This is a genomic window from Nostoc sp. FACHB-892, from assembly GCF_014698795.1.
Lineage (GTDB): Bacteria > Cyanobacteriota > Cyanobacteriia > Cyanobacteriales > Nostocaceae > Nostoc.
In genome coordinates, this window is the sequence record NZ_JACJTR010000002.1 from 182,578 (window position 1) to 209,041 (window position 26,464).

The 26,464-nt window shown below is 40.2% G+C and carries 21 protein-coding genes; 14 read left to right on the plus strand and 7 right to left on the minus strand.

Annotated elements, in window-relative coordinates; translation table 11 throughout:
* Window positions 1-17: 17 nt before the first annotated feature.
* Window positions 18-539 (plus strand): FKBP-type peptidyl-prolyl cis-trans isomerase, encoded by a 522-nt coding sequence (locus H6G96_RS03485; protein ID WP_190910157.1) that lies wholly within the window; start codon window positions 18-20, stop codon window positions 537-539.
* Between the two features lie 61 nt (window positions 540-600).
* On the opposite strand, the gene dnaB is transcribed toward H6G96_RS03485, so the two are convergent.
* The 3 genes from dnaB to gloB form a co-directional block, all read right to left on the minus strand.
* Window positions 601-1,962 (minus strand): replicative DNA helicase, encoded by a 1,362-nt coding sequence (dnaB, locus tag H6G96_RS03490; RefSeq protein ID WP_190910158.1) that lies wholly within the window; start codon window positions 1,960-1,962, stop codon window positions 601-603.
* Window positions 1,963-2,133: 171 nt separating this feature from the next.
* The gene (rplI, locus tag H6G96_RS03495; protein ID WP_190910159.1) at window positions 2,134-2,592 is read right to left on the minus strand and encodes a 50S ribosomal protein L9; all 459 of its coding nucleotides are present in this window, start codon (window positions 2,590-2,592) and stop codon (window positions 2,134-2,136) included.
* Window positions 2,593-2,794: 202 nt separating this feature from the next.
* The gene (gene gloB / locus H6G96_RS03500; protein ID WP_190910160.1) at window positions 2,795-3,568 is read right to left on the minus strand and encodes a hydroxyacylglutathione hydrolase; all 774 of its coding nucleotides are present in this window, start codon (window positions 3,566-3,568) and stop codon (window positions 2,795-2,797) included.
* Window positions 3,569-3,931: 363 nt separating this feature from the next.
* Between gloB and H6G96_RS03505 the strand changes: the two genes are divergently transcribed.
* From H6G96_RS03505 to H6G96_RS03545, 9 genes are all read left to right on the plus strand, one after another.
* The gene (locus H6G96_RS03505; RefSeq protein ID WP_190910161.1) at window positions 3,932-4,939 is read left to right on the plus strand and encodes a hypothetical protein; all 1,008 of its coding nucleotides are present in this window, start codon (window positions 3,932-3,934) and stop codon (window positions 4,937-4,939) included.
* A 75-nt stretch (window positions 4,940-5,014) separates the two neighbouring features.
* On the plus strand, window positions 5,015-6,067 hold the full coding sequence (locus H6G96_RS03510; protein ID WP_190910162.1) for a glycosyltransferase family 2 protein: 1,053 nt from the start codon (window positions 5,015-5,017) through the stop codon (window positions 6,065-6,067).
* Between the two features lie 3 nt (window positions 6,068-6,070).
* The gene (locus H6G96_RS03515; protein ID WP_190910163.1) at window positions 6,071-7,228 is read left to right on the plus strand and encodes a glycosyltransferase family 4 protein; all 1,158 of its coding nucleotides are present in this window, start codon (window positions 6,071-6,073) and stop codon (window positions 7,226-7,228) included.
* A gap of 118 nt (window positions 7,229-7,346) precedes the next feature.
* Window positions 7,347-9,581 carry an ATP-binding cassette domain-containing protein gene (locus tag H6G96_RS03520; RefSeq protein ID WP_190910164.1) on the plus strand — a complete coding sequence of 745 codons (2,235 nt, stop codon included), beginning with the start codon at window positions 7,347-7,349 and terminating at the stop codon, window positions 9,579-9,581.
* A 45-nt stretch (window positions 9,582-9,626) separates the two neighbouring features.
* Window positions 9,627-10,844: a glycosyltransferase gene (locus H6G96_RS03525; protein ID WP_190910165.1), complete on the plus strand. Its 1,218-nt coding sequence runs from the start codon at window positions 9,627-9,629 to the stop codon at window positions 10,842-10,844.
* A 45-nt stretch (window positions 10,845-10,889) separates the two neighbouring features.
* Window positions 10,890-11,849, plus strand: a complete 960-nt coding sequence (locus H6G96_RS03530) for a glycosyltransferase family 10 (RefSeq protein WP_190910166.1) — start codon at window positions 10,890-10,892, stop codon at window positions 11,847-11,849.
* A 3-nt stretch (window positions 11,850-11,852) separates the two neighbouring features.
* Window positions 11,853-12,833, plus strand: coding sequence for an Npun_R2821/Npun_R2822 family protein (locus H6G96_RS03535; RefSeq protein ID WP_190910167.1), 981 nt, complete (start codon window positions 11,853-11,855; stop codon window positions 12,831-12,833).
* Window positions 12,834-12,836: 3 nt separating this feature from the next.
* Entirely contained in the window at window positions 12,837-13,727 is an 891-nt protein-coding gene (locus H6G96_RS03540; protein ID WP_190910168.1) for an Npun_R2821/Npun_R2822 family protein, read from the plus strand.
* 16 nt (window positions 13,728-13,743) lie between these two features.
* Window positions 13,744-14,772, plus strand: a complete 1,029-nt coding sequence (locus H6G96_RS03545) for an Npun_R2821/Npun_R2822 family protein (protein WP_190910169.1) — start codon at window positions 13,744-13,746, stop codon at window positions 14,770-14,772.
* A gap of 99 nt (window positions 14,773-14,871) precedes the next feature.
* Here the strand turns inward: H6G96_RS03545 and H6G96_RS03550 are convergent, their stop codons facing one another.
* From H6G96_RS03550 to H6G96_RS03560, 3 genes are all read right to left on the minus strand, one after another.
* A complete protein-coding gene (locus H6G96_RS03550; RefSeq protein ID WP_190910170.1) occupies window positions 14,872-15,246 on the minus strand; it encodes a hypothetical protein in 375 nt (124 codons plus the stop codon).
* Between the two features lie 28 nt (window positions 15,247-15,274).
* Entirely contained in the window at window positions 15,275-16,999 is a 1,725-nt protein-coding gene (locus tag H6G96_RS03555) for an AarF/UbiB family protein (protein ID WP_190910171.1), read from the minus strand.
* 872 nt (window positions 17,000-17,871) lie between these two features.
* Window positions 17,872-20,535, minus strand: a complete 2,664-nt coding sequence (locus H6G96_RS03560; protein WP_190910172.1) for a M1 family metallopeptidase — start codon at window positions 20,533-20,535, stop codon at window positions 17,872-17,874.
* Between the two features lie 555 nt (window positions 20,536-21,090).
* Between H6G96_RS03560 and H6G96_RS03565 the strand changes: the two genes are divergently transcribed.
* The 4 genes from H6G96_RS03565 to H6G96_RS03580 all read left to right on the plus strand — a co-directional run bounded on the left by H6G96_RS03565 (window position 21,091) and on the right by H6G96_RS03580 (window position 25,408).
* Window positions 21,091-22,773, plus strand: coding sequence for a DUF3352 domain-containing protein (locus tag H6G96_RS03565; protein WP_190910173.1), 1,683 nt, complete (start codon window positions 21,091-21,093; stop codon window positions 22,771-22,773).
* 163 nt (window positions 22,774-22,936) lie between these two features.
* Window positions 22,937-23,857 carry a class I SAM-dependent methyltransferase gene (locus H6G96_RS03570; RefSeq protein WP_190910174.1) on the plus strand — a complete coding sequence of 307 codons (921 nt, stop codon included), beginning with the start codon at window positions 22,937-22,939 and terminating at the stop codon, window positions 23,855-23,857.
* The gene (locus H6G96_RS03575) at window positions 23,850-24,818 is read left to right on the plus strand and encodes a PrsW family glutamic-type intramembrane protease (protein WP_190910175.1); all 969 of its coding nucleotides are present in this window, start codon (window positions 23,850-23,852) and stop codon (window positions 24,816-24,818) included. The genes H6G96_RS03570 and H6G96_RS03575 overlap by 8 nt, the downstream gene beginning before the upstream one ends.
* 32 nt (window positions 24,819-24,850) lie before the next feature.
* Entirely contained in the window at window positions 24,851-25,408 is a 558-nt protein-coding gene (locus H6G96_RS03580; protein ID WP_190910176.1) for a Uma2 family endonuclease, read from the plus strand.
* Between the two features lie 181 nt (window positions 25,409-25,589).
* Here the strand turns inward: H6G96_RS03580 and H6G96_RS03585 are convergent, their stop codons facing one another.
* Window positions 25,590-26,462: a 6-carboxytetrahydropterin synthase gene (locus H6G96_RS03585; RefSeq protein WP_190910177.1), complete on the minus strand. Its 873-nt coding sequence runs from the start codon at window positions 26,460-26,462 to the stop codon at window positions 25,590-25,592.
* Between the last annotated feature and the right edge of the window lie 2 nt (window positions 26,463-26,464).

Genomic DNA, 26,464 nt, shown 5'->3' on the forward strand with positions numbered 1-26,464 from the left:
AGTAAGGAGAACTGATTTTGAAAGCAATTTTCCTCAGCGTGGCGTTCATGCTGGCGTGCGTTGTGCTTTTGGTTGTGGGGCAAGTAGGCAGTAAACAGAATACTGCCATTGCTGCCGAGTTAACCCAAACGCTGCCAGCGCCCACAACTTTAACTGAAAATAATACTCTAATTGCGAGCAATACTATGTCTGATGCTAATGCCGTAACCACCCCCTCTGGATTGAAGTATGTTGAGTTAAAAGAGGGGACTGGGGCGACTCCTCAACCTGGACAAACGGTTGAAGTTCACTATGTCGGCACTTTAGAAGATGGTACTAAGTTTGATAGTTCACGCGATCGCGGCCAACCCTTCAGCTTTAAAATTGGTGTTGGACAGGTAATCAAAGGTTGGGACGAAGGACTTAGCACTATGAAAGTAGGCGGTCGTCGTCAGTTAATCATTCCCTCAGAGTTAGGTTATGGCGCTCGTGGTGCTGGTGGCGTAATTCCACCCAACGCAACTCTGTTGTTTGATGTGGAATTGCTCGGAGTTAAGTAGAAACTAGGGCATAGGGAATTGGGCATTAGTTTTTCCCAATCCCTAGTCCCCAATTCAAAAGCTAAATTTTTAAATTTTGAAACTTTGTAAACTGTGGATTAAATAAAAGTTTCGCAGTACCTGTAGGCCCGTTGCGGTGTTTAGCTATAATTACTTCTGCAATGCCGCGATCGGGAGTATCGGGAGAGTAATATTCATCTCGATATAACATTATTACTAAATCGGCATCCTGTTCAATCGAACCACTTTCTCTCAAATCAGATAACATCGGACGCTTATTAGTGCGTGCTTCCACTCCTCGGCTCAACTGAGATAGAGCAATAACTGGTACAGATAATTCTCGTGCTAAACCTTTGAGTTGACGCGTAATTTTTGATAATTCTTGTACGCGATTATCGCCTGCTCCTTCCATCAATTGCAAGTAATCTATTACAATTAATCCTAATTCAGTTCCAACTTCTGCTTGTAATCTTCTTGCCTGACTACGCATTTGTGTAACTGTAATATTCGGCGTGTCGTCAATATAAATTGGCATCTCCGAGAGAATACCAATAGCACGGCTTAAAGGTTCCCACTGTGTTTGACTCAGGCGACCAGTCCGCAGATAACTACTTTCAATTTGGGCTTCGCTAGCTAATAGACGTTGCGTCAGTTGCTCTTTTGACATTTCCAAGCTGAAGACAGCAACTGGTAATTTATAAGAAGCGGCGATGTTATGAGCGAGGTTTAAGCAAAATGCTGTTTTTCCCATTGATGGGCGACCCGCGACAATAATCAAATCAGAACGTTGAAAGCCGCTAGTCATCGCATCTAAATCGTAAAATCCGCAGGGGATACCAGGTAAGGCGATGCCTTGATTTCGATCTTCAATATCTTGAAAATTATTAATTAAAGTATCAGAAATGTGAACTAAACCCGATTGGGGACGTTCTTGAGTTACGCCGAATACTTTCTGTTCTGCCTGATCTAGAACCTGTGGTAACTCGGTTTCTGTCTCGTAACCAAGATGTACAATTTCATTACCAGCTTTAATCAACTGTCGCCGCAGATATTTTTCCATCACCAACCCTGCTAAGGCGTCGATATTCACGGCTGACACTGTGCGGTCTACCAGAGTTGCTAATTTATTCCTGCCGCCTATGCGGGCAAGCATATCATGGTCAGTCAGCCAACTTGTGACTGAGAGCAAATCTGTGGGTTTACCTTGGGTGTGGAGCCTCACAGCTGCTTGATAAATATCTTTGTGAGCGCTAATGTAAAAAGCTTCTGGAAGGAGGCGATCGCTAACTCGACTAATCGCTTCTGGATCTAGTAAAATACCACCCAAAATCGCTTCTTCCGCCTCAATGTTTTGCGGCGGGAGGCGTAGTTTACCGCCGTAGGCATCGCTACCATCGCCTTTAAAACTAAGTTCTTCAGCCATAAACGATTTTAGTTTTGAGATGAAAGCTAGTTAAGAGTATGGGAGTCATTCAATTTTAGATTTTAGATTTTAGATTTTTTCTTCAATCCAAAATTCCAAATCTAAAATTGGCAAAGTTAGGCATTATTACGCCTGCTCCCTCATCTTTGCGTCCCCGCCTCCCCTCCTGAGTTAACTAGCGACGACTTGAATATCGACTTGTGCCACTACATCAGAATACAACTTGATTTCGGCTTGATAAGTACCAAGGTGGTTAATATCGGGGATGGTAATGCCACGCCGATCGACTTCTTGGCTGGTGGCTGCCTTAATTGCATCTACAACATCTTGAGTGGTGATAGTACCGAAAATTGCTTCGTTTTCACCAACTGGCTTGGCAATTGTCAAGCTGCCAACTTTTTCTAAAGCTTCTTTTTGCTCAAGAGCTTGTTGTCTGAGTTCTAACTGCCGTTGACGCTCTTGCTCACGACGGCGTTCTACTTGCTTGAGAATACCAGGAGTGGCATTAGTTGCCAATTTCTGGGGAATCAGATAATTACGAGCGTAGCCAGGAGCTACTTCTACTAAGTCGCCAGATTTTCCCAGCTTGCTGATATCCTGATTTAAAACTAACTGTACGCGTTTCGCCATCGTTTTTCCTGTAAAATCTGATTAATTTTGGGTTTGGGTAAGATAGCTCACAATGTCACTGCTGTATTCCAAGCTTCTTTGCCTACACCCTAAAGCTTACAGATCGTAGCGAAAGAAAGGGTGCGATCGCAACTATTAGTGAGAGAAAAATCTGAGGAGTGGAGAAGATGAGGAAGATGGACTTTTCTCCAATGCCCAATTCCTAAAAGTTATTTCTCATTTCCCGTATCCGCGCAAAGGTTTGCACTGCATCGCTACTCTTAACAGTTAATTGTAATAATGGCTGATCCCAACGTAAAAAGGGATTGGTGTGCTTTTCGACACCCAGCAGCGAGGGGATGGTAGCTTCCCCTCGACTACGGTAAGCTTTTACTTCATTTAAGCGTTTATGTAACTCGGTATTGTCGCCATCCACAGTTAAGGCAAATTGTAGATTTTTTAAGGTGTATTCGTGGGCGCACCAGACGCGTGTATCATCGGGTAGAGAGCGCAATTTACTCAAAGAGTCCACCATTTGTGCCGGTGTTCCTTCAAACAAGCGACCGCAACCGCCAGAAAATAAGGTATCGCCGCAAAATAAATCGCCTGTTTCACCAGCTTTTTCGGGAGGGAAATAATAAACTATGTGAGCGCGGGTATGTCCGGGAACGAAGACAACTTCAGCTATGCGGTCTGCAAACTCGACGCGATCGCCTTGTTGCAAAAACACCTGCTGTCCGGGAATCCTACCACGATCCTCGGCTCCTCCATAAACTATCAGTTGAGGGAATTGTTCTATTAATTGCTTATTACCACCCACATGATCGTTATGGTGGTGCGTGTTGAAAATTGCTACTAACTCAGCTTTTAATTCTGCCAGTTTTTTTAATACTGGTTGAGACTCTGCTGGATCTACGACAGCAGCGATATTTTGTCTGCGATCGTACAGCAAAAATATATAGTTGTCTGAAAGTGCCTCAAGACGGATTACCTGCATTACCTTTGCCTCCCTTATGAGTAGATATTTAGTATAAAAAACATCATACTTATGTAAAATTTCGCTAGGCGAACTAGCAAATATGACGTTAACTTTATTGAAGCTTAATATCTAAAGTTAACTAAAAATATGCACTTTTCTATAATTTATGACATATTAAAGGCTGATTCATCCTTGTCCTAAAAAAGCTCAAAAGTAAGAGATAGCTTATATTAAAACCATTCTCTAGTCTATAAAACCTTAGCTATTGAATAATAACAGTGACAAATTTTTGTCAACAAAAAGCAACTAAGATTTTTAGCACCAATAGCTCACATTTTATCAAAATTCCATCCAAAACTATATTAACGTCACAAACCCTTTATGTACAAAGAATTTCGGCAACAGGCAATTTCAGCAATTCGAGACGCTATAAACAACGTCCGATATCCAAAGCGCATACTTGTTGTGCGACAGAAAGATCACCAGTCTACATACAATGACTACTTTCTTTATTGGGTAAGTCAAAATGTACCTGAAGCAGCACATCTGTTTGAACTCCATTATCTCCCTTGTGAGATAAATGACTGGGATCGTTATGCACTATTTCTACCTTGGCTACAAGATCCCCTCAAAGAAAGATTTCCGCATATTTATCAATATGCCCAGCCAATAGAAGCAGAATGTAAAAAACGTAACATTCCCATTGTCAATCCCATTGATAACCTCTCAAATTCAATTAAATCACTGGCAGCACAACGGATTGGTAGCATAAAGGGCATTCGCACCGCCAAGACAGTGCCAATTACTGATCCAGAAGATTTCAAAAAGATACAAGGAGGATTGTCAACTCCTTTCTTTATCCGCGAAGACTGGGTACATGGCTGCCAAATCTTTTTCGTCCAAAATCTTGATGATTTGGCAAACATCCCTTTTGAAAAGTTTATTGCCCCTATTGCAGTAGAATTTCTCGATGTTAAGGGAGAAGATGGTCTGTATCGTAAGTATCGCTATTTCGCTATGGGAGATGAAGGTATCCCTGGCCCTTTAATGGTTTCCAAATCTTGGGAAGTACGCGACAACAATAATCGCGTCATTAATGAATCAATAATAGCAGAGGAAATTGCTTATTTTAGTGGAGAAGACCCCAATCACGAACTTTTGCAGCAAGCACGCAAAGCATTAGGTTTTGATTTTATGGCTTTTGATTACAGTTACGACGAACAGGGAAACCTCATTGTGTGGGAACCAAATCCTTTCCCAGTAATCTGGGGTTCACATGACGGTGATCCTGATAAAAAGTATGCATTGCCATCAATAGACCGCATCTATACAGCACTCCTCAAGTATTACTTGCAGCGTGCCAACATCTCAATTAAAATACCAGCTTAATTTATTTTCCACTAATTAATTTTATCCAGCGTGAATTTTGAACTATACCTTTTCAACAAGAAGAGTGTTTAATCAATGACTCCACTTGTTTCAATCGTTGTTACCTGTTTTAATCAAGCTAGCTATCTAGAACGCTCAGTTAAAAGCGTACTATCGCAAACATTTACTGACCTTGAATGTATTATGGTAGATGATGGCTCTACTGATAATACACAAGAAGTAGCTCAACAATTGATCAGTCTAGATTCAAGAGTTAGTTACTTCTATAAGGAAAATGGCGGAGTATCATCAAGTCGTAATTTTGGCTTTAAACAGGCACAAGGTAAGTGGATTCAGTTTCTAGATGGAGATGATTGGATTCACAAAGATAAAATTAAATTTCAATTAGATCATTTAAGTACCTTAGATGTTCAAGAAAATATTGTTTTATATACAGATTATGAACGGGTATTTATAGACAGAGAACAACAAATTATTAACAGACAGGAAAATATAGTCGGTTCTTTATCAAGAGAGCAATTGATTGAGCGATTACTCATCCCTGATTTTTTAGCTGATTCTCCATTTCCCTTGCTTCAGCAATGTTTATTGATGGATATAAATGTCCAAAACAAAAAAAAATTTGATGAGCGCTTAAAAGCTTTGCAAGATAGAGATTTTACAATAGACCTTTTAATTGCCAATGTTAATTTTGTCTATACACCTATGATAGGAGCATACTACACAAAGCATCAGTCTAATAGAACTAATAACTGGCCTTATATGAAAGCTTATTACATATTGTTATACGAAACAGTGTGCAGTAAACATCATGATTTAATCCCTTTATGCCAAGTAGGCATAAATTTTTTGCTTAAAGAAGCAATTAAAGAAAAAGAGCAAGATAATTTTGATCGGCTAATTAAAATATTTTCCCCTCCTTTGTACTTATTAAATAAAAAAATCAAGATTAATTATAGGTATTTAGTTAAGCTGATTTATCAAACTAGGCTAATTACTCCCAGTTTTATACTTTATGAAAAATACCGAGGCCCACGCGGCCAAAAATTTATATCTATTTTTTCACAGTTCATCAATTTGTTCAAAAAACCCAAAAGTAGTTATGGTAACAGTGACAAAAGCAACTAATATATGAAAGCAAAAGTTTCGTTAGTTGTAAGTGACTTGTCTGGAGGAGGCTCAGTTCGAGCTTTTTTACTAGCTCAAGTTCTAAAAAAACTCGACTATCAAGTTGAGATTGTAGGATTTTTATTTGGTCAAGAATTATATGCTATTCCTCCTAAAGGAATACCAGTAGTTGCTATTGATGGTAAAAACTATCCTGAGTTTTTTACTTCAGCTAAAAAACTTTGGCAAAAGCTAGATGGAGATATTATTTATGCAGTCAAACCTAAACCGACAAGTTTTGGTGTGCCTCTACTGCATAAATTAGTTAGTCGTCGTCCTTTACTTTTAGATATGGATGACTGGGAACTTAGCTGGCATGGAGGTTTTGAATGGAAGTATCGCCCTAATCTTAAGCAATTTGCTAGGGACATCTTGAAGAAAAATGGTGCATTAAGATTTCCCGATCATCCACTTTATCTCCAGTGGATGGAAAGTTTAGTATCTCGTGCCAATGGGATTACGATAGATACTGAGTTTCTTCAAAACCGCTTTGGGGGTGTTTATTTGCCCAATGGCAAAGATACTGCCATGTTTGATCCTGATAAATATAATCCAGAGGTCAGCAGAGAGCGTTATGGTTTGGCAAAGTATCGAGTTCTCATGTTTCCTGGTGCGCCAAGACCTCACAAGGGAGTTGAAGATGTCTTAATAGCGTTAGATGAGTTGAATCAGCAAGATTTGAAATTAGTAATTGTAGGAGGCAGCCCTTACGATGATTATGATCAGCAGCTAATTCAAAAATGGGGACGCTGGATTATTAAGTTACCAAAGTGCCCTGTTGAGGTTATGCCTGAGGTTGTGGCAGCTGCTCACGTTGTAGTTGTTCCCCAGAGAGATAGCATAATTGCTCGTGCCCAATTTCCTTTAAAGCTAACAGATGGAATGGCAATGGCTAAACCTGTTTTATCCACACGAGTAGGAGATATTCCCGAAATTTTAGCAAAAACTGGTTATTTAGTTGATCCTAATTGTCCCCAACAAATTGCTGCACAGATTCAACTGATATTTGCCGATATAGAACAAGCAAAGGAGCAAGGTAGAAAGGCTAGAGAAAGGTGTTTAGAAAAGTACAGCTTAGAAGCGATGGGAGCTACTTTATCTGAGTTAATTTCCCGCTTGTGAGGATGATGCATGATTATAAATCTATATCTATATACAATAATAGCTCTAACCTGAAAAGCTTTATGTATAGTAATTTTTATAGCCGCTATAAAACTATAAATTTAAATATAAACTCCCAATGTCTAACAGAAAATTACTAGTAAAATTTGCCAAACCTTATCCATTTAGGATCTTTTTGACGATCTTGTTTGGATTTTCTGGCGCTTTATTTAACGGTGTGGGTACGACACTAATTGTGCCAGTAATTCTTCAAATAGTAGGTCAACCTGTAGATTTAACAGGCGCTCCGCCAATTATTAAATCCATTATCTCTCCCTTTGAGCAGATTCCTGAAAGTTACCGCTTAACGGTGATGGCTGGCTCAATTGTATTTGTAATTATTTTAAAAAATTTAGCTGGCTATATTGGTACTTTGGTGTCGAGTTCATTAACACGGACGCTGACATCAGATATGCGAGAAGCAGGCTTAAAGCTATTACTAGATATTGACATAGATTATTACAGCAAAATGAAAGTTGGTGATATCATCAACAGTCTTGGAGGAGAAATTAGTCGTGCTGCTAGTGCTATAGGCAGTGTTATAAGGTTAATCATACTGGCAATTACGATTTTAGTTTTTGTGGCTTTGTTGCTATCAATTTCCTGGCAGTTGACCATTGCCACTACAGTGTTGCTAAGTTTGGTGACATTAATCAATCAGTACGCGATTTACCGCTCAAGAGATTTTGGTGCCCAGCTTTCGGAGATGTCCAAAGCTTATTCGATTTCTGTGTTAGAAATGCTAAATGGAATTCGCTTAGTAAAGGCGACTGGAAATGAAGACAGAGAATATAAACGGATTAAAAAGCTAATTCGTGACCGGGAAAAAGCAGATTTTCAATCCCAAGTTAATTCTGAGGCGATTGCACCAATTAGCGAGGTCACGGGCATTATAGCCTTAATAGTGATTGTCTTTTTGGGTCGCACTTTATTTGCTGAACAGCTTAGTTTAGTATCAGCCGTTTTGATTACATATTTATTGTTGCTATTGCGACTACTACCGTTTATTTCTCAGTTAAATACTCTTCGGAGTAGTTTTGCTAATACTGCTTCTAGCGTTGATATTGTCGCTGATTTTTTACGTCATGATAATAAACCGTTCATGGGAAGCGGTACAATTCCTTATGAGAAATTAAAAGAGGGAGTGCATTTTAAGGATCTCTGTTTTTCGTACCCTAATCATCAAAACATAGTACTTCGGGATGTCAATTTATATTTACCACGTGGTACTACTCTGGCTTTGGTGGGTAGTTCTGGTGCTGGTAAATCAACAATGGCAGACCTCTTACCGAGATTTTATGACCTCACATCTGGCTGTATTACCCTAGACGGAATAGATTTGCGAGATTTCGATTTGAAATCGGTGCGGAAGGCGATGGGGATTGTCAGTCAAGATACGTTTCTCTTTAATGATTCGGTTCGGAACAATATTGCTTATGGACGACCAGAGGCTAGTGATGATGAAATTCTCATAGCCGCAAAGCGAGCAAACGCCTATGAGTTTATTAGCAGATTACCTCAAGGATTTGATACGCAGATTGGCGATCGCGGTGTGATGTTATCGGGTGGACAAAGGCAAAGATTAGCGATCGCTCGCGCACTACTGCAAAATCCCGAAATTCTAATTTTAGATGAAGCTACCAGTGCTTTAGATACAGTTTCTGAACGCTTAGTGCAAGCTGCACTCGATGAGCTAAGTCGCGATCGCACAACCCTAGTTATCGCTCACCGCCTTTCCACAGTCCAAAAAGCCCATCAAATCGCCGTTTTAGACCAAGGAAGTGTAGTAGAAATCGGCACTCATGAAGAACTTTTACAAAAAGGTGGTTACTACTCACGCCTCTACTCAATGCAATTTGCTGATCAGGCTGAAACTTCCACTAAAACGAATCCCAGCTTTAACCGAATTTCTCACGAACTGCGGACAAGGCTTAACTCAATGATTGGTTTCCTTGGGTTATTAGTTGACGATCTGGTAGACAATTCCCAAGAGCGGCACGAATTAATTGACGAATCATACAATTCAGCCTTAAGGGTTCTCAACGCCATTGATGTATTAGACGATGTGGTTAACCTGAAAATTAACTGGGAGTTATCGTCAGATATGGATCAAAATGTAAATGACCAGTATCAAAACTTTACTCATATCTCAGATGAGTTTCGCACACGTATCTATCCCATCCTTAGCTCTCTGCGATCGCTAGGCGATAAATTAAAATCCGAACCCCAAAAACAAAATCCATTAATTTTAGAATCTTATAACTCTGCTATTTACCTACTAGAGAAATTAAAGATTTTTGAGGATAGAGTTTAACTTTAGTTAATGTAATTAACAATTGAAAACCTATTATCCAAAACAATGATAAATTTTTCAAAAAAAAATCAATACATTTTTTACACCAGAGAGTTATCACTACAACCAGACACAGCGCACGAAATTCATGATGTCCTTTGTGCCAACGCAGCGGCTAACTTAGGCTACTCCTCAGTTTTAATGTATCCAGATAAGAAAAAATCTTCTGCTAATCTCCTATCGTTAATTTATCTTGAAAAACCCAAAAAGCCTGATAGGGAATTTATAGAATTTTATGATGTTCAAGAAAAGCTCAAAATTGCGGCATTGCCAATGCCTTGGCCTATTGATCAAATAGGTGGTAAATTTACTAATTCTAGTACAGTAGTAACCAAGTATTTTTTACCTGTTCATATCCGCCCTAATTCTAAAGTTGTCCACACACGGGATTGGAACTTTGTCAAAGCCGCAGTCAAAAATAAAATTCCTACTATTTATGAACGTCACTACTTTCAAGACCAAAAATATGAGCCAGAAATTGTCCACAGCTCCTATTTTAAAATAGCCATAACTCAGTCTGAACCCATCCGGCAAAGCCTAATAGAATATGGAATGCCACCGGAAAAGGTCGTTTGGCTACATAACGGATTCAATCAATCATTTTCAATCAGACAGCCTAAAGAAGCGGAAATATGGCGTCAAGAATTGCTTATGAATGGGCGTAAGCATTTAGTTGTCTATTCAGGCGCTTTGTATCCTTTCAAAGGAGTTGATCTGTTAATCGATTCTGCTAAAGAATTGCCAGAAATTCAGTTTGTCATTACAGGAGGTACAGAAGCACAAGTACAAGCATATCAACAACTAGCTAGAGATAAAAATATAGAAAACGTTGAGTTTTTAGGTTGGATACTTCCACGGGAACGATTAGTCAGCTTGTTTCAAGCAGCTGATATTTTGGTTCATCCTCACTGCGCTGGAAAATCAGCAGATTTTACGAATCCAGTTAAGTTTTTTCAGTACATGGCTGCTGGTACTCCGATAGTGGCAACTGAGATTCCACCTTTAATGGAATTCAAGGCATCACCTTTAATTGCTAGTTGGTGTACACCAGATGACCCGCATAAACTTTCCCAATCTATTCTACATACTTTAGAAACCTATCCCCGTAAAATAGAGGGTTATGCAGCTAGTATAGATTTTGCCCAGCAATTTTCTTGGGAGAATAGAATTACCAAAATATTAAGCTACATAGAAGAAGCTCAACGTCCACCTATTCTGGTGTAACGGTATAAAAACTAACTTAAAACTAACTACAAATAAATAGGATTTATGACTATCAAAACTGTTGGCATGATTAGTAGCTATTCAGGTCTTGCTAAAACCAGAGATTGGTTATGGCAACAAACTCCGCACCACTTTGGTGTTTGGGGCAATATCCAAATGTTGAAAATAGCCCACAAGCCAGACTTTATGTTGCTATATCAGTTTGATTTTCCCCAACCATCTCCCCAACCATCTTTGTTAGATATTATTCGTAAACGACAAAGAAAACCAGAAATAAATATAGCATCTCTATTATGTGGTGTGCCGAAAGAGCGAATTATTTATTTTCTCCGCGAACCGCCCCTAGATGAGATTGTAGAAATAAATAAACGGAATTATCAGGAAGCTCAAAAGTATTGTGGTCACGTTTCCGGGCCCGATGACTTTGCACCCAATCCCGATTATATGCCCGCTATTTGGTATCATGCCAAATCATTTGAAGATTTAAATGAGATGCCAGTGCCGGAAAAAATTGCCCCATGCAGTTGGATTACTTCGGGAATTAGCCGGACAGCTAACCATCGCCAGCGTTTAGACTTTTTAAAATCATTGCAAGCTAGCGATACTAAGTTCGATTTGTATGGGCGGGACTTACCTGCATGGTCGCCAACAAAAGGAGAACTTGGTCACAAATGGCATGGAATGGCACCATACTACTACAATCTGGCAATTGAAAATTATGCTGATAATAATTGGTATGTAAGTGAAAAACTTTGGGATAGTTTGCTTGCTTGGTGTCTACCAATTTACTATGGTGGCCCGGCTGCCGATAAATTATTGCCACCGGGTAGTTTTTTGCGGTTGCCGAGTTTAGATGAAAAAGGCATTGCATACATCCAAGAAGTGACAGCTACACCTGATGCTTGGTATGCTGCCAAAGATGCGATCGCAGAAGCACGTCAAATCATTTTACACAAATTAAACTTGCTTAACTGGTTGTCAAACTTTGTTGATCAACACTCATAAATTATGAATGGTATTTGTACCCTTGGCAATGATTATGTTTTCGATCAACTGGTGGCTTTGCTCAACAGTATCGATGCTATCTTGGGGACGGAAACTCCCGTTTGTATCTATCCTTTTGATGATCAAACACAGCGAATTGTTGATGAAATAGCTAAACGTCCTAATGTATTTCTTTACGATAATCAAGAATCAATCAATCGTTGGGATCAATTTATGCTCTCAGCAGCACCAGAACGATTGAATCGCATTAAATCTCGTCTTTATGGCGCTCACCGTCGTTTTTGCGCCTTTGATGGGCCATTCGATAAGTTCATCTATTTAGATGCAGACACCTTAGTAATGAACTCTCTTGCAGAGGTATTTGAAAAGCTCGATAGTTATGATTTTGTTGTCTACGATTTTCAATTTAAAGACGTTAGTAAAATATATAATATAAATTCTCCCAAATTACTAGAAATTTTCGAGCAAAAGCGCATTGATGCCGAAATATTTTGCTCAGGCTTTTATGGCTCAAAACGAGGCATATTTAACTCAGAACAAAGAGATTTTCTAATATCCCAGTTACAAAATGGTGAAGCAGAAATTTTGTATGAAGGTGCCGGTGAGCAACCACTGATAAACTATATGGTAATGAGGTCTAATCTTGCTATTTATAACTTTGCTCAACAACTACCAGATAATGAAACAACTGGATGTTCTGCCACATCTAAGCACTTTGAGGAACGAGAACATCTTCTTTATGACAGAGGAAATCAACTAACTTACCTTCATTACATTGGTATTCCTCCTAATATTAATCAAGCCGTTTGCGCTGGAGAAAATATTGAGTTTCCCTATCGAGATTTATTTCTTTACTATCGTTATTTACACGAGCCAGAAAAGCGCCCAGTCTTTAAAAATCCTCCTAAGAATTATAATGAGGCTCCCACACCAAATTTACTTACAAGAGCTTTGCGAAAGTTTAAGTTAATTAACCAAGGATAATTTATGAGCAGGGGAATTTATATTGTTGCTAATGACCGTGTTATCGATAATGCGATCGCCTTACTCAATAGCATTCGTTACTATGACCCAAATGTAACCATTTATCTTATACCATTTAATGAAAATTATCAGAAGGTAGCAGAGCAGCTTGCTACTTTACACAACGTCCAAGTTTTCCCAGATTTAGAATTTATTGATAAATTTACCAAGCGCATCGGAGAAATTTTTGATAGAGATTTTCTCGCTTTACCTAATAAAATGCGTAAACTGGTGGCCTGGTTTGGCCCTTTAGATGAGTTTATTTATATTGATACTGATATTGTCGTTTTTGAAAAAATCGTTGATAATTTAGACAAACTTTCAGAAGTCGATTTCTTCTGTTGTGATTACCATCATGCCAATGACAAGCTGCGAAATATCTTTTCCCCATTTGTAAAAGAGCAGCAAATTTTTTCTGATGCCCAACTTCAAGACGTTTTCAATAGCGGTTTTTGGGCTTCGAGAAAAGGAGTTATTACCGAACAACAAATGGATGAAGCTTTGCAAGAGTGCGCAGCGCATCGAGAATATTTCGATTTTTCTGAAGGAGTTACAGACCAACCTATTTTAAATTATCTTGTTCTCAAACTAATTGCCAAACGTGGGAATCTCGTCAAAATTCCTGGGGGAGGCCCTGGTAGTTGGGCGGGTTCCCAAAATTTCCAACAGCAAGACTACGCCCTCTATGACCGAGGACAAAGACTAAAATATCTCCATTGGGCTGGTACACGAATGAAAACTGGTAGTCCTTATTGGCAATTGTGGGAACACTATCGCTACCTCCATGAGGGTAAATTCGCCTTTATACCTAAACTAACTCGCCGTTTATTTCCTTTTGTTGCTGCCCGCACTTAATATTAGGAGTATCCCAATGATTGATGGCATTTACACCCTAGCGAATGATGTTGTCTATGACCAACTAGTTGCGCTACTCAACAGCGTAGAAGCTAATGCTGGTAGACAAATTCCTGTTTGTGTAATTCCATATAATGAGCAGTTAGACAAGGTAAAGGCAGAGATTGCAGCTAGGGATAATGTCACCTTATTTGAAGACTCTGCTTCCATAGCTCGCTGGGAGGATTTTGGCACTCGTATCTGGAAAGCTCATCCAAGAGCATTAAAACTGTGGAAAGAATATGGTTTACCAGACAATTATCGCATAGAAAGGCATCGAAAACTTTGCTGTCTAGATGGCCCATTTGACAAATTTATCTTCTTTGACGGAGATACTTTGTTGATGAAATCACTCGATTATGTTTATCAAAAATTGGATGAATATGATTGGATTACGAATGACTTTCAATATAAATCAGATTTGAATTATATTTTCAATTGGACAGAAGATAAGCTCAAAAAAGTTTTTTCCCTAAAAAATATTAGTAAACATATTTTTTGTTCCGGTTGGTTTGCTTCTAAAAAGGGTATTTTTGACGATGCAATGTTAGTAAGCTTACTAGAAAAGTTAGAAGCAGGTGAAGCTGATGCACTGGCGTGGGCAGATTCCGACCAAACAGTTCTCAACTATTTAGTTTTACGAAGTGGAATCTCTTACTATAATTACGCCTTTGATGATTCAGCGACTGGTAACCACTGGGCTTCTAAATTTGATGTTGTAGATAATATTCTTTACGACCAAGGACAACCACTTACCTACATTCACTATATGAGTGTATCTTCTTCAGATTTTGCGAGGCTTTGCACTGGTGAAGATGTTAATGTTCCATATCGAGATGTGTTTTTGCATTACAGATATTTAAAAGCACCAGAACAGAGACCCAAAACCTTTAAGCGTCAGAGTCCGCTAATGCGTCTGCAAAAGACTACTACAAGTTTTTTCAATCAGAAAGTCAATAATATTAAGCTTAACTATCGGAATTTAAAGGGTAAAATGACTAAGTAATGAAGTATTCACCACTAGATAATGATCTCATTTTTAGTAGAGCATCTTGCTGGCGGTGAATATTAACGTAATTTGGATGTTTATAAGGTATCCTACTATCTAAGAAGGAGAATCTAAATCTAAAGATTGCATACCTTCGCGTTCTATAAAAGTCATCATACTTCCCAACTGCAACCAAACTAATAAACAAGTAAACAGACTAATTGGTAAACCGACCCCTAAAGCTAAGGAGTTGGGAAAGCCAAATATTGCTAAACCTGAAGACAGAAATAGACAAGTACCGCCAGTTATACCGATAAATGGCACAAATAATTGTTTTAGTGAAGAACGCGGTTTAGTATTTTCTGTGCGGTCGCTTGGCCATTGCTGCATAATTACTTTCAACGTGCCAGATAATGCTAAACCAGATGTTAATGCTGTTAAAAAGCCAACAAGTAACAGAAAATAAGGCGGTTGCAGAGGAAAATAGTACATGAAAACTCCTGATTTATATTAAAAATTTTTACTTTTTGTTTGTTGGCTGGTTCTCAGCAAAAGGCTCAAGGAATGTAGCGTTTGGGAGGATAGCAGATGCGCCTTGTCTGGATAAGTCTGTTAAAATGCCGATCGCTACATTTAATAAACGATCCGGTTTTATGTCATCTTTAACCAGGTTCCACAGGCGTTGGACATCTTCGGTGTGGAGGCGGTCATCTTCGGTGAGAGCAAGCACCAGCTGCCGCCGCAGAAACTTGCCTTCTTCCGAGATTAAATATTGGAATCCCATCTGGGCTGTGGGCAACACATCAAAGTTGTTATCAGTCCGAGCGATCGCAATTAAATTTTCTAAACGCTGCCACTGAAATTTACCATCTTTGAATAACACATTCAATAATCGTCGCCGTAATTCCGGCGATTCCCCTGTTAGCAACCGCCGTGCTATATAGGGATAACCCACTTCAATAATTTTGAAATCTGGGTTGAGGCTAAGGGCAATACCTTCTTGAGTCACCAAGGAACGAATAATCAAAGCAAACTTTGCCGGAACTCGGAAAGGATATTCGTACATCAGTTCCGAGAATTCATCGGTAATAGTTTTGAAGTTAAAATCTTTGACATTTTTGCCAATAGCGTTTCCTAGCACCGCTTCTAATGCTGGCACTATCGGGCAAATATTCGTGTCTGGAGTCAAAAATCCTAATTTTACAAAATCTTCGGCTAAGTCGGTGTAGTCTTTATTCACCAAATGCACCAGTGCATCCACCAGTGTTTCTTTGGTGGTTTCCTCCAACTGATCCATCATGCCGAAGTCAATATAAGCCATGCGACCATCGGGTACAGCAAACAAATTGCCGGGATGAGGATCAGCATGAAAGAAGCCGTATTCTAAAAGCTGTTGCAAACCCGATGTAACGCCAATTTGAATAATCGCTTCTGGATCTAAACCTGCTTCGCGGATGCGTTTAGTATCTGTCAACTTGAAGCCGTCAATCCATTCCAGCGTTAAAACGTGGGTATTAGTGTAACGCCAGTAAATGCCTGGAACTTTTACCTGCGGGTCGTTGCGGAAGTTGCTAGCAAATTTTTCGGCGTTGCGACCTTCATTTATATAATCGATTTCTTCAAATAGCTTCGTGCCAAACTCGTCCACGATTAAAGTTAGGTCGTGACCGAGATTAAGAGGTAACCAAGGGGCTACCCAACTCGCCCCCCACCGCAATAAATAGAGGTCACGGGTGAGAGTCGGGCGTAAGTTGGGGCGTTGCACCTTCACTGCGACTTCTTCGCCACTAATTAGACGACCACGATATACTTGACCCAAGCTAGCTGCTGCTACTGGGCTAGGCGACAGTTCGCTAAAACATTCGTGAATAGGACGGTCGAGTTCAGTTTCGATAATTTTGTAAGCGATCGCATTATCGAAAGGTGGTAACTGGTCTTGTAACTTGATCAGTTCTTCTAAAAAATCTTTGCGTATCAGGTCAGGTCTCGTAGAGAGGGCTTGACCAACTTTAATAAAGGTCGGGCCGAGGCGGGTGAGCAGTTCTCGCAACTGGATAGCTCGTTTACCCTTGTTCTGCTCAACTTTATCTTGCCATTCGTCCCACTTGAGACTGAGTATAAATCCTGCGAAAGAGGAGATAATCCTTAGCAGTCGCCCCCAGGCTAGCCAAGGACGGGAACTATAATAGCGAGTGATCGCCTCTGGATTATAGAGTTTTAGCAGAGCAGGTTGATACTGACCCACGCCTTTTTTTGCCTCTTCAACTGAAAAATTTACAATGATAGTTTTTCTCCTAACCCACAATTTACTTGCAAGTTCAGGATAGCGGTAGTCTTTTATCTAAAACAACTAGAACTCTTACCCTTTTGGGATACTGTTCGCGGTGATTTTAGCTTATGTTACTGCCTAAGATTTATTTATCTTTTTCTTAATTATACTTTATAAAACTACAACTACTTATCAAGATTTCAGAGGATTTTATTTTTTCTTAACTATTATTTATAAAAATATAAATATCTATCTGTGTTTGATTATGCAGATTTAAATAAACTGGGATCAGAAGTAATTTTATTTACTAACAGTTATATAGAGTAGTAGTACTATTACTGCCTTGGATTTAATCTTCGTTACCATTCCCACCTTGGAATAAATTCCAAGGATAATGGCTCAAATCTTCTCAAAAGGACTAAATACAAAATTTTCAGCCATGTAGAAGGCTATCTTATAGCGGTTCTCAGTCGAGTAGGTATAGAAACCCCACCCCCAAGCTCCTCTAATAGTAAGCGAGGAGCTTGCTCTGATATACCTCATTTGATTAGGAAAAGCTACTATATAAACGGAAAATTTCAGTCTACTTGAGTGAACTTTAGCTATCAGCCCAGAACTTGAGTAGTCAAAAGTCAAAAAGCTTGTGTTATCAGCTTTTCCCTGATTGTGAATGGTATCTCTATTTACGCCGTGCTGTACTAGGACTAAAATTAGTATAGTTAGGTGGAAGAATCAACCTCCGACTCATAATAAAATTATTATTTATAAATGGTATAAATTTGGTAATTGGTAGTGATTTTGCTACACTTACCAATTACCAATTAGCTACTTTTAACCATCGTGCAATGCTATTTAGATTTTGCCTCCAAGTTTTCTAAACGGCTTCTCAATTCCTGATTTTGTTGTTTGAGTTGGTCAAAATCCTCACGCAATTGACGCAGGGTTTTTTCTGAACCAATATTCTTTTGCACCTTAGAAATTTCTTCTTCAGCATAGCGACGTACACGCCCATCGGCTGTTTGTTCAGCTAGCGATCGCAAAATCCCAACTGCTTTGGGTGTTTCCATTTGTCCTAATGCTGCTGCTACCGCCACTTGCGTTAAAAAGAAGGTTTCTTTAGCTAGTTCTGTTAATTGTTCTAAAATTCGTTCCAAATTAACCGGACTTTGACCTACAGAAATCTTTCCTAAAGCGCGAATTGTGGCTAAACGTAGAGGTTGTGGTACACCGAGTTTGGTGTATTCGAGCAAGACATTTAAAGCTGCTTCCGAGGTTTTGAATTCAGCTAAACCAGCAATTGCACCACTCCGCACTACTTCATTCCAACCTGCTTTGTCTTCTAAAACGCCTTTTAGCAGCTTTAATACCTTGTCTTCCTTGGGTTTTTCTTTCAAGTTAGTAGATGCGTACGCGAAACCCGTCGCAGACATCGCTCCGATTACACGAGAGGCTGTTGCTTCCACGTAATAACTAGGATCGCCTTTTTGCACTATCCCTCTTACAACTTTATAGCTTTCAGCAGTTTTAATTTGAGCAAGTGCTTCCACTACAGATCGCCGTACGTAAGCATTTTTATCTTTTAAGCCAACAACTAAGCCATCAAAGGTTTGGTCTAAATTAATTTTGGCTAGTTGTTTCGCCACTTCCACACGCACGCCCCACAATGGGTCATTTTTGAGCGCCGCAGATAGTACTTTTGTCGCTTCTAACCCGCCTTTTTTCGTCAAAGCTTCTGCTGCATAGATGCGCGAAATCGGGTCGGGGTCAGATTCTAATTGTGCTTTTAACTCTGGTATTGGATACTCTAAAGCTACTGTTTTCAGGTAATTATTCCCAACATCAAAGCTGATAAATTGAGGCTTATTTTCTAAGGGAAAGTAGAAGCTTTGTTCTCGTTCATTTACCCTCACTAAAAAAGTTTTAAGTTGTGAGTTAGGGGTGATGAGTTGAGAATTATTTTTAATTCCTAAATCCTCACTTCTCACTTCTGCTTGTTGCCTATAGCCAAAGCCAATAGGTATTTTTAAATCAAACAAATCCTTACTACCATTTTTACCTTCAGCAGCTTGGGTTTGAGTTACCGTAATTTTTGCCAAATTAGCATCACTATCCCAAGAGTAAGCTACTTTAAAATCGGGATGACCACCACGATAAACGTATTGGTCAAAGAGGAATAAAAGATTACGTCCGGTAGCCTTTTCAATCGCCCTGAGTAAATCTATTGTTTCTACGGTTTTGTGGGCATTATCTTGAACAAATGTTTGGATAGCCTGCCAAAACAATTCATCTCCTAATTGGGCGCGAATCATGTGATAAACACAAGACCCTTTTTCGTAGATGTGGCGATCGTAAAGTTCAATAGCTTCGCGGTAGACATGCGTTACCATTGGACGACGATAGCGGCTGCTATCTTCACTAATGTAACGACGAGCTTCCAATAAACGATAGTAAGCTGCTTCTTCTAGACTATATTCCTGTTCTGTCCACATCACCTCAGAATAGGAAGCCATCCCTTCCTTAATCCAAGCATGAGACCAATGCTTAATTATCACCAAATCACCAAACCACTGGTGCGCGAGTTCGTGGACGACTAAACTTTCTGTATTGCGGTTATCTAAAGCGGCACGTTCATCCAGCAAACATCTATCTGTTAACAGGGTTGTGGAGGTATTTTCCATCCCACCAAAGATGAAGTCATCGACGCAAACCTGAGCGTATTTTGGGAAAGGATATGGATAACCGTACTTTTGACTCAAAAATTCGATCATGCGGGGAGTTTTGCCCATGCTGCGTTTAGCATCTTCTTCCCGCCCCTTTTCTACGTAGTAGGTAACTGGTTTCCCCTTCCATTCATCCCGAATTTCGGCAAAGTCACCTACTGCCAAAGTCATTAAGTAGGTAGGATGAACTTGTTGCTGTGACCAATGGTAGATTTTGTAATCACCATCTTCTGTAGTATCAATTAGTTCGCCGTTAGAAATTGCCACCAGAGGGTTGGGAACACGAACGCGAATTTCTGAAGTAGACAGTTGTCCTGGATAGTCAAAGCAGGGGAACCAAAAGCGAGAGTCTTCGTCTTCTCCCTGAGTCCAAACTTGAGTAGGCTTGTTTGGGTAGTGCTTGTCTGGTTGAATAAAGTAAATACCGCGTTGTGGTTTTGCCACCGAGTAGGCGATCGCAATCAGCAAGCGTTTACCAATCTGGGTCGCCTCAGAAAGCTGGATGGAAAGCTGTTCCCCGTCGTAGTCAAAATTTTGTGGCACCTCGTCCACCTGCACAGACTCGATATTCAGGTTGACAGCATCCAAAGTCAAACGGTCAATGCCATTACGGATTGGTAAGAGGCGAATGCTACAACTGCCCTGATAGCAAAGCTTTGGAATATCTAAGCTGAGATCGAGAAAAATATGCTCTACTTGTCCGGGGCGATCGGGGTTGTAGTGTGGTCTTGCTCCCGGTAACTCAAAAGGTTTGTGTCCGTTATTATCTGTATCAAAATAAGACTTCGACATTGATCCTTACTGACCTTGTAATCCTGAAAAGTCTGGCTTGGCTGGATGTAATTAAGTAAAATAGCGGTGTCTAAATGTATTTCCCACAACAGGGCATTATGGAGGTGAGAACTCCTCTTTGGGATTGGGGGATTGAAATTAATCTCACCCGAATTTCCAAAGGTCGGCTGCCGAGCCTTGGATTTTTTTCCATATCCCTCCCGCATCTACTTTTCTTGATGTTTTGCACTTTTTTGTCATCGAGTCAAGAATCTCTTGCACCTCGATAGATTCTGATTAAGTACAAATACTCCCAATTGTTCTTATAACTTTAGGATAGCTTGCCTCTGTTGAGCAGGCTATTTTGTTTGAAACGAACAGCATATCATTTGCGGATTCGCTCTTCATTCTCTTGAAGTCATTTTTAGAGTAATTATTTTAGACTTCTAGCTTATAGGACTACTAATTTTATCAGTAAATACCGATCAATGAGCGGAAATTATTAATAGATCCGAAAACTCTACAATGACACTTGTATAAATCTCGGTGACAATCTGAGCAAAAGAGGATAATAAAATGCCCGAAAGTAAATCAAAGTTTTTGATTCCTGCTGTTGGTGCTGCTGTAGTTGTAGCAGGAAGTATAGCGGCTTATATGTACTTTAAAAGCCCATCAGGAGCTAGCTCAGACGCTCTAGGCAGTGCGAAATTAGTGCCTTCAACAGCATTGATGGCAACTTACATTACTACTGATTCTCAAGCCTGGGCCAAGTTACAGCAGTTTGGTACTCCAGAAGCACAAAAGTTAGTAGCAAAAAGTCTGGAAAATTTCAATAAGCAAATGTTCAATGACAGTAACGTTTCTTATGAAAAAGACATAAAACCTTGGGCTGGTGGTGTAATGATTGCTGTACTGCCACCAAATCCTGTGAAACAGGCCCAGTTAAAAGTGCCTTCTAGGGCACCTAATGTACCAACAAATTTAGAGCAGGAATCAAATATCCTGATGGTGGTGGGAATCAAAGACAAACTCAGTGCCTTGAATTTTGCTAATAAATTGAAGTCGCAAAAAGGGGTGAAATTCCAAGAATCTGACTACCAAGGCCAAAAAATTATCGAAACTACAGAAAATGGTAAGCCGACATATAGCGTAGTTTTAAATAATAGTCACTTGATATTAGCCCCCGAAAAGCAAGCTGTAGAAAAAGCAATTGACACTTTTAAGGGACAGTCTTCTTTTGCCAGTAAAGAAGGTGCAAGCAGCATTCTCAGCAAAGGAGTGGATGTCAAAAACAGCCTTGCCCAAATTTATGTACCAGATTATGCAGGCATGGTACAGCAATTAGCAGCCGGAAGTCAGCAGGCAAAGCAGTTACCTCCACAAGCCTTGACGCAACTGAAGCAGATAAAATCTGTGGTGGCTGGTGTTGGTGTTGATGATGCGGGAGTGCGGGTAAAAGCGATCGCCAATTTAGATCCGCAACTGAATAAATTCCAGTATCAATCAAGCCCTGGGAATATAGTCGGGCAATTTCCCACTGATACATTTGCTCTGGTTAGCGGAAATGGCATCAGCCGTGGCTGGGAGACGTTAGTAGAAGAGTCAAAAAATTATCCAGAAATGAAGCAAGCTCTGGAACAGGTGCGAGGACAATTGAAATTTGTCAATATTGACCTGGATAAGGATATTTTTGGCTGGATGAATGGAGAATTCGCTTTTGGTGCGGTTCCATCTAATCAAGGCGTGTTAGCAAATGTTGGTTTTGGAGGTGCTTTAGTATTTGATACTAGCGATCGCAAAACTGCCGAAGCCACCTTAACAAAATTGGATACCCTCGCCAAAACCCAACAAATCAACGTCGCCAATAGAAATATCGCTGGTAAAGACGTAACTGAATGGCAAATCCCCAGACAAGGAGCTTTATTGGCGCATGGTTGGCTGGATCAAGACACTGTATTTGTGGCTCTTGGTGGGCCAGTTGCTGACACAATTAGCGATCGCAAAAATCAATCTCTCAATAATAGCGACGCTTTCAAAGCCGTTACTGGTTCTTTGCACAAGCCCAACGGCGGCTATTTTTACCTAGATATGGATAAAACTAAAACTGTACCCTTGATCAATAGTTTTATCTCATCTGACGCTAATACCATAACCATCCTGAGTTCCATTCGTGGTCTTGCTTTTACCGCTAATAGCCCCGATAAATCTACCAGTGAATTAGAGATGTTGTTAGCTCTCAAGCCGAATACTGCAAAATAAGGAATGGGGCATTGGGCATTGGGCATTGGTTATTAATTCTTCTCCACCTTACTTCCCCTGCTTCCCCACTCCCCATTCCCCAAAATGTTTTTCAATTTGCATCTAGACTCGCCTCCAGCAACTATGTCATAAGTAGAAAAGGCTGTTAAATGCAAACTGATTTATGACTGCTGCTGCAAATACTACTCCTGGCTTCGCTTCCCGTTTGGTAAATGGCGTACTGGCAATCAAACCTTTAGCCGACCTAGCCAAGCATCAAGCTAGACAAATGATGATTAAACGTGCCGAGAGAATTGGTGTGCCTTGGACGCAAGAAGTCGAGACATTACAGGCGCTTGATTGGAAAGCCGATCTAGCTCAAGTAGAAAACCCTCAGCTTTCCTACCCAGAATACTATTTGCGGTCATTCCATGCATATGAAGGTGGAAACCTAAGTTGGAAAGCCGCTTGTGAGCTAGAAGTTGCTGCCCGTACTGTCCATGCCGGAATTTGGCAAGATGCTGGAGCAGAAGGAGATGCTAAACTGCGCCAAAGTTACCACGATATCCTCAAAGTGCAAATTCCCAATCAACCCCAAGACATTCTTGATGTTGCTTGTGGTGTGGGTTTGAGTACATTTACCATGCAAGAAATTTATCCCCATGCCAAAATTACAGGCTTGGACTTATCTCCCTACTTTTTAGCCGTTGCCAATTACCGCGCTGGGCAACGTCAAGCTAAAATAAACTGGCTTCATGCCCAAGCTGAATCTACCGGACTACCAGATGCCTCTTTTGATTTAGTTTCCATTTTTCTCATGTGTCACGAATTACCCCAGTCAGCAACTCACCAAATTTTTGCTGAAATGCGGCGCGTACTGCGTCCCGGTGGCTACTTGGCAATCATGGACATGAATCCAAAATCTGAAGTTTACCAAAAAATGCCAGCCTACATTTTGACGTTGCTCAAAAGTACTGAACCATATTTAGATGAATATTTTGCTTTGGACATTGAGCAAGCTATTGTTGAGGCAGGTTTCCAAATTCCTACTATCACCAATAATACCCACCGTCACCGTACAGTGATTGCTCAGGTGAGTGGTTGATTTATCTCTAATTTTGTGGGCAGCAATACCACCATTGCTGCTGCTAGGCTACTACTACTGTCGAGTGCCATTTGCCCCACCTTTATTAAGGTTGCTGATGTTCTTTATCATTGGGGCAATATCTGGTATCTTAGCCCTTAGCCTAGAATGGATTTTTGAAATTTTAGCCAACAGATTTATAGACTGGCATCAGATCAAGCGTTGGTTTCCTGGTATAGCCTTGCGCCAGCTTGTAGAAGTAGGCCCAATTGAAGAAGGTTGTAAGTTTATAGCAGTTGTTGTCCCAACCTACTATTTGCAACGCAAGTATCGATTATTTGCATCTACCGTTTTCCTCTTCACCATAGCCGTTGCCCTTGGATTCACTGCCGAAGAGAATTGGATTTACCTTTTCCACGATACAGCATCAATTCTAGACCGTATAATCGGTATGCCAGTCCACGCCATGTTCTCTGCACCTTGGGGATATGCTTTAGGAATCTATATTTCCTCCAACACTCGGTTAAATCGAGACAAAAAGTTCATTTTTAGGGCTTGGCTAAATTCTGTAATCTGTCATGCCCTAGTTAATGTCTTATCTAGTGCTTGGCGTTACTCACTACCTTTAGGTTTTCTGAGTTATGGTTTATTCCCGTTTCTCTTGTGGATGTTTTGGCGACTAGAACAATTACTGCGGAAAGTGCAAGGCAAACTCGCCATTACCGTAATCTCAGGCCATACACCCCAACACCGTTACTGGCAGAGGAGTTTGGTGCTGTTTGCCCTCGTGCTGGGTGGAAATGCTATTTTTGGTCTGTTTCTCTTAGCCAGGATTCTTAGTCCCTTGAGTCCGTCGAAGCTTTTTGATTATGAGATTTTATGGTTTATAGTTAGTCGCATTTTACTAAATCTCTTTTTGGGAGTTTTAGCTTGGGGCATTTATCGTTATTTGCGACATTCTGCTCGTCGTCGGTATTTTTAAAATATGATTTAGAAAAATGCTAGGAGGTTTCTATGCAAACAACTCCAGTGCGTTGGACGACTGCTGATTTAGAACTATTTGCTGGCGATCGCAAAAATCGCTATGAGATTATTGATGGAGAACTATTTGTGACCAAATCACCTAGTTGGGATCATCAAACAAGCTGCGCCAATATTGTTACAGTTCTTAAGATTTGGTCAGATGAAACTGGTCTGGGAAAAGCTGCGATCGCACCTGGAATTATTTTCTCAGATTCTGACAATGTGATCCCTGATGTGGTATGGGCAAGTCATGAACGCTTAAAAAACTTGCTAGATGAAGCTGGACATCTGACGGGCGCACCGGAGTTAGTTGTAGAGGTTTTATCCCCCGGTGAAAAAAACGAAAAACGTGACAAAGAAACAAAGCTAAAGCTGTACTCGGTGCAAGGGGTTCAAGAATATTGGATTTGCGATTCTATACAGAAGAAAGTTGAGGTTTATCGCCGTGAACAGGCTGCATTAAAGTTGGCAGCTACTTTATTTAGTCAAGATGAGTTAACAAGTCCTTTGCTACCTGGTTTCAACTGCTTAGTCAGCAAACTGTTCTAGCCTTAAATTCTTTCCACTCATCTTTTTTACTCTGTGTCCTCTGTGACTCTGCGGTTAAATAAATTACTTTTAAACCGCAAAGACACAGACAGAAGAAAATAAATTTTTCAAGTCACTTTGAAAGGACTAATTTTAATAATTACGAATTATTAAAAATGCCTATGCCTAAATTTTCAATTACCTAAATCCTTGCTAATACTGGCTGATTTCCGGCTGCGCTGACTGAATTTAATTCAGATTCAGTACAGTATATTTCGCAGGAGTTATTGGGACTTTCAATCAGTTTCACTTTGTAAAGTTTAGCTCCCAATTCTTGAATAGGCGATCGCAGTAAATTACTAATGTAAAGTGCGATATTCTCAGCAGTGGGCACAACTTCAGCAAAGTAAGAAATGTCTTTGTTTAAGAAGGTGTGATCAAATGGCTCTACTACATAATCTTCTATTACTTGGTTCAATGCCCCTAAATCGGCAATCATGCCAGTGCGTGGATCAATTTCCCCTTTCACGGTAACTTCTAGATGATAGTTGTGTCCGTGACCGTGAGGACGGGCACACTTACCATAAATCTCATTGTTTTCTTCGTTACTGAGGTTGGGATGAGCTAGCCGATGGGCGGCACTAAAGTGAGTACTGATGGTGAGGTAGGCTTCCATTGCGTTTCCCGTATAATCTGCCCAAAGTTCAGGATGTTCAAATAACTGTACACGGACTAAAGGTAAGTGTGGTGCTAGTCGCTGCCAAATAATCCGTGCAATATTCTCTGTGGTGGGCAGAGTTTGTTGAAATTCTGCCCACGCATCGTTGAGATAAGAGAAGTCCAATTGACTGGTAACTTCCCGTTTAATTACGTGTTTCACATCAGACAAGTTCAATACCATGCCATATTCATCCAATTCTCCGGCAAGGGAGATAAATAAGACATAATTATGTCCGTGTCCCGGAAATCTAGAGCAAGCACCAAATTTCTCAATATTCTCAGCTTCACTCAGTTCTGGCAACCAATAGCGATGACTTGCCGAAAACTGGGCGCGGCGATTAACAGTACATTGCATGA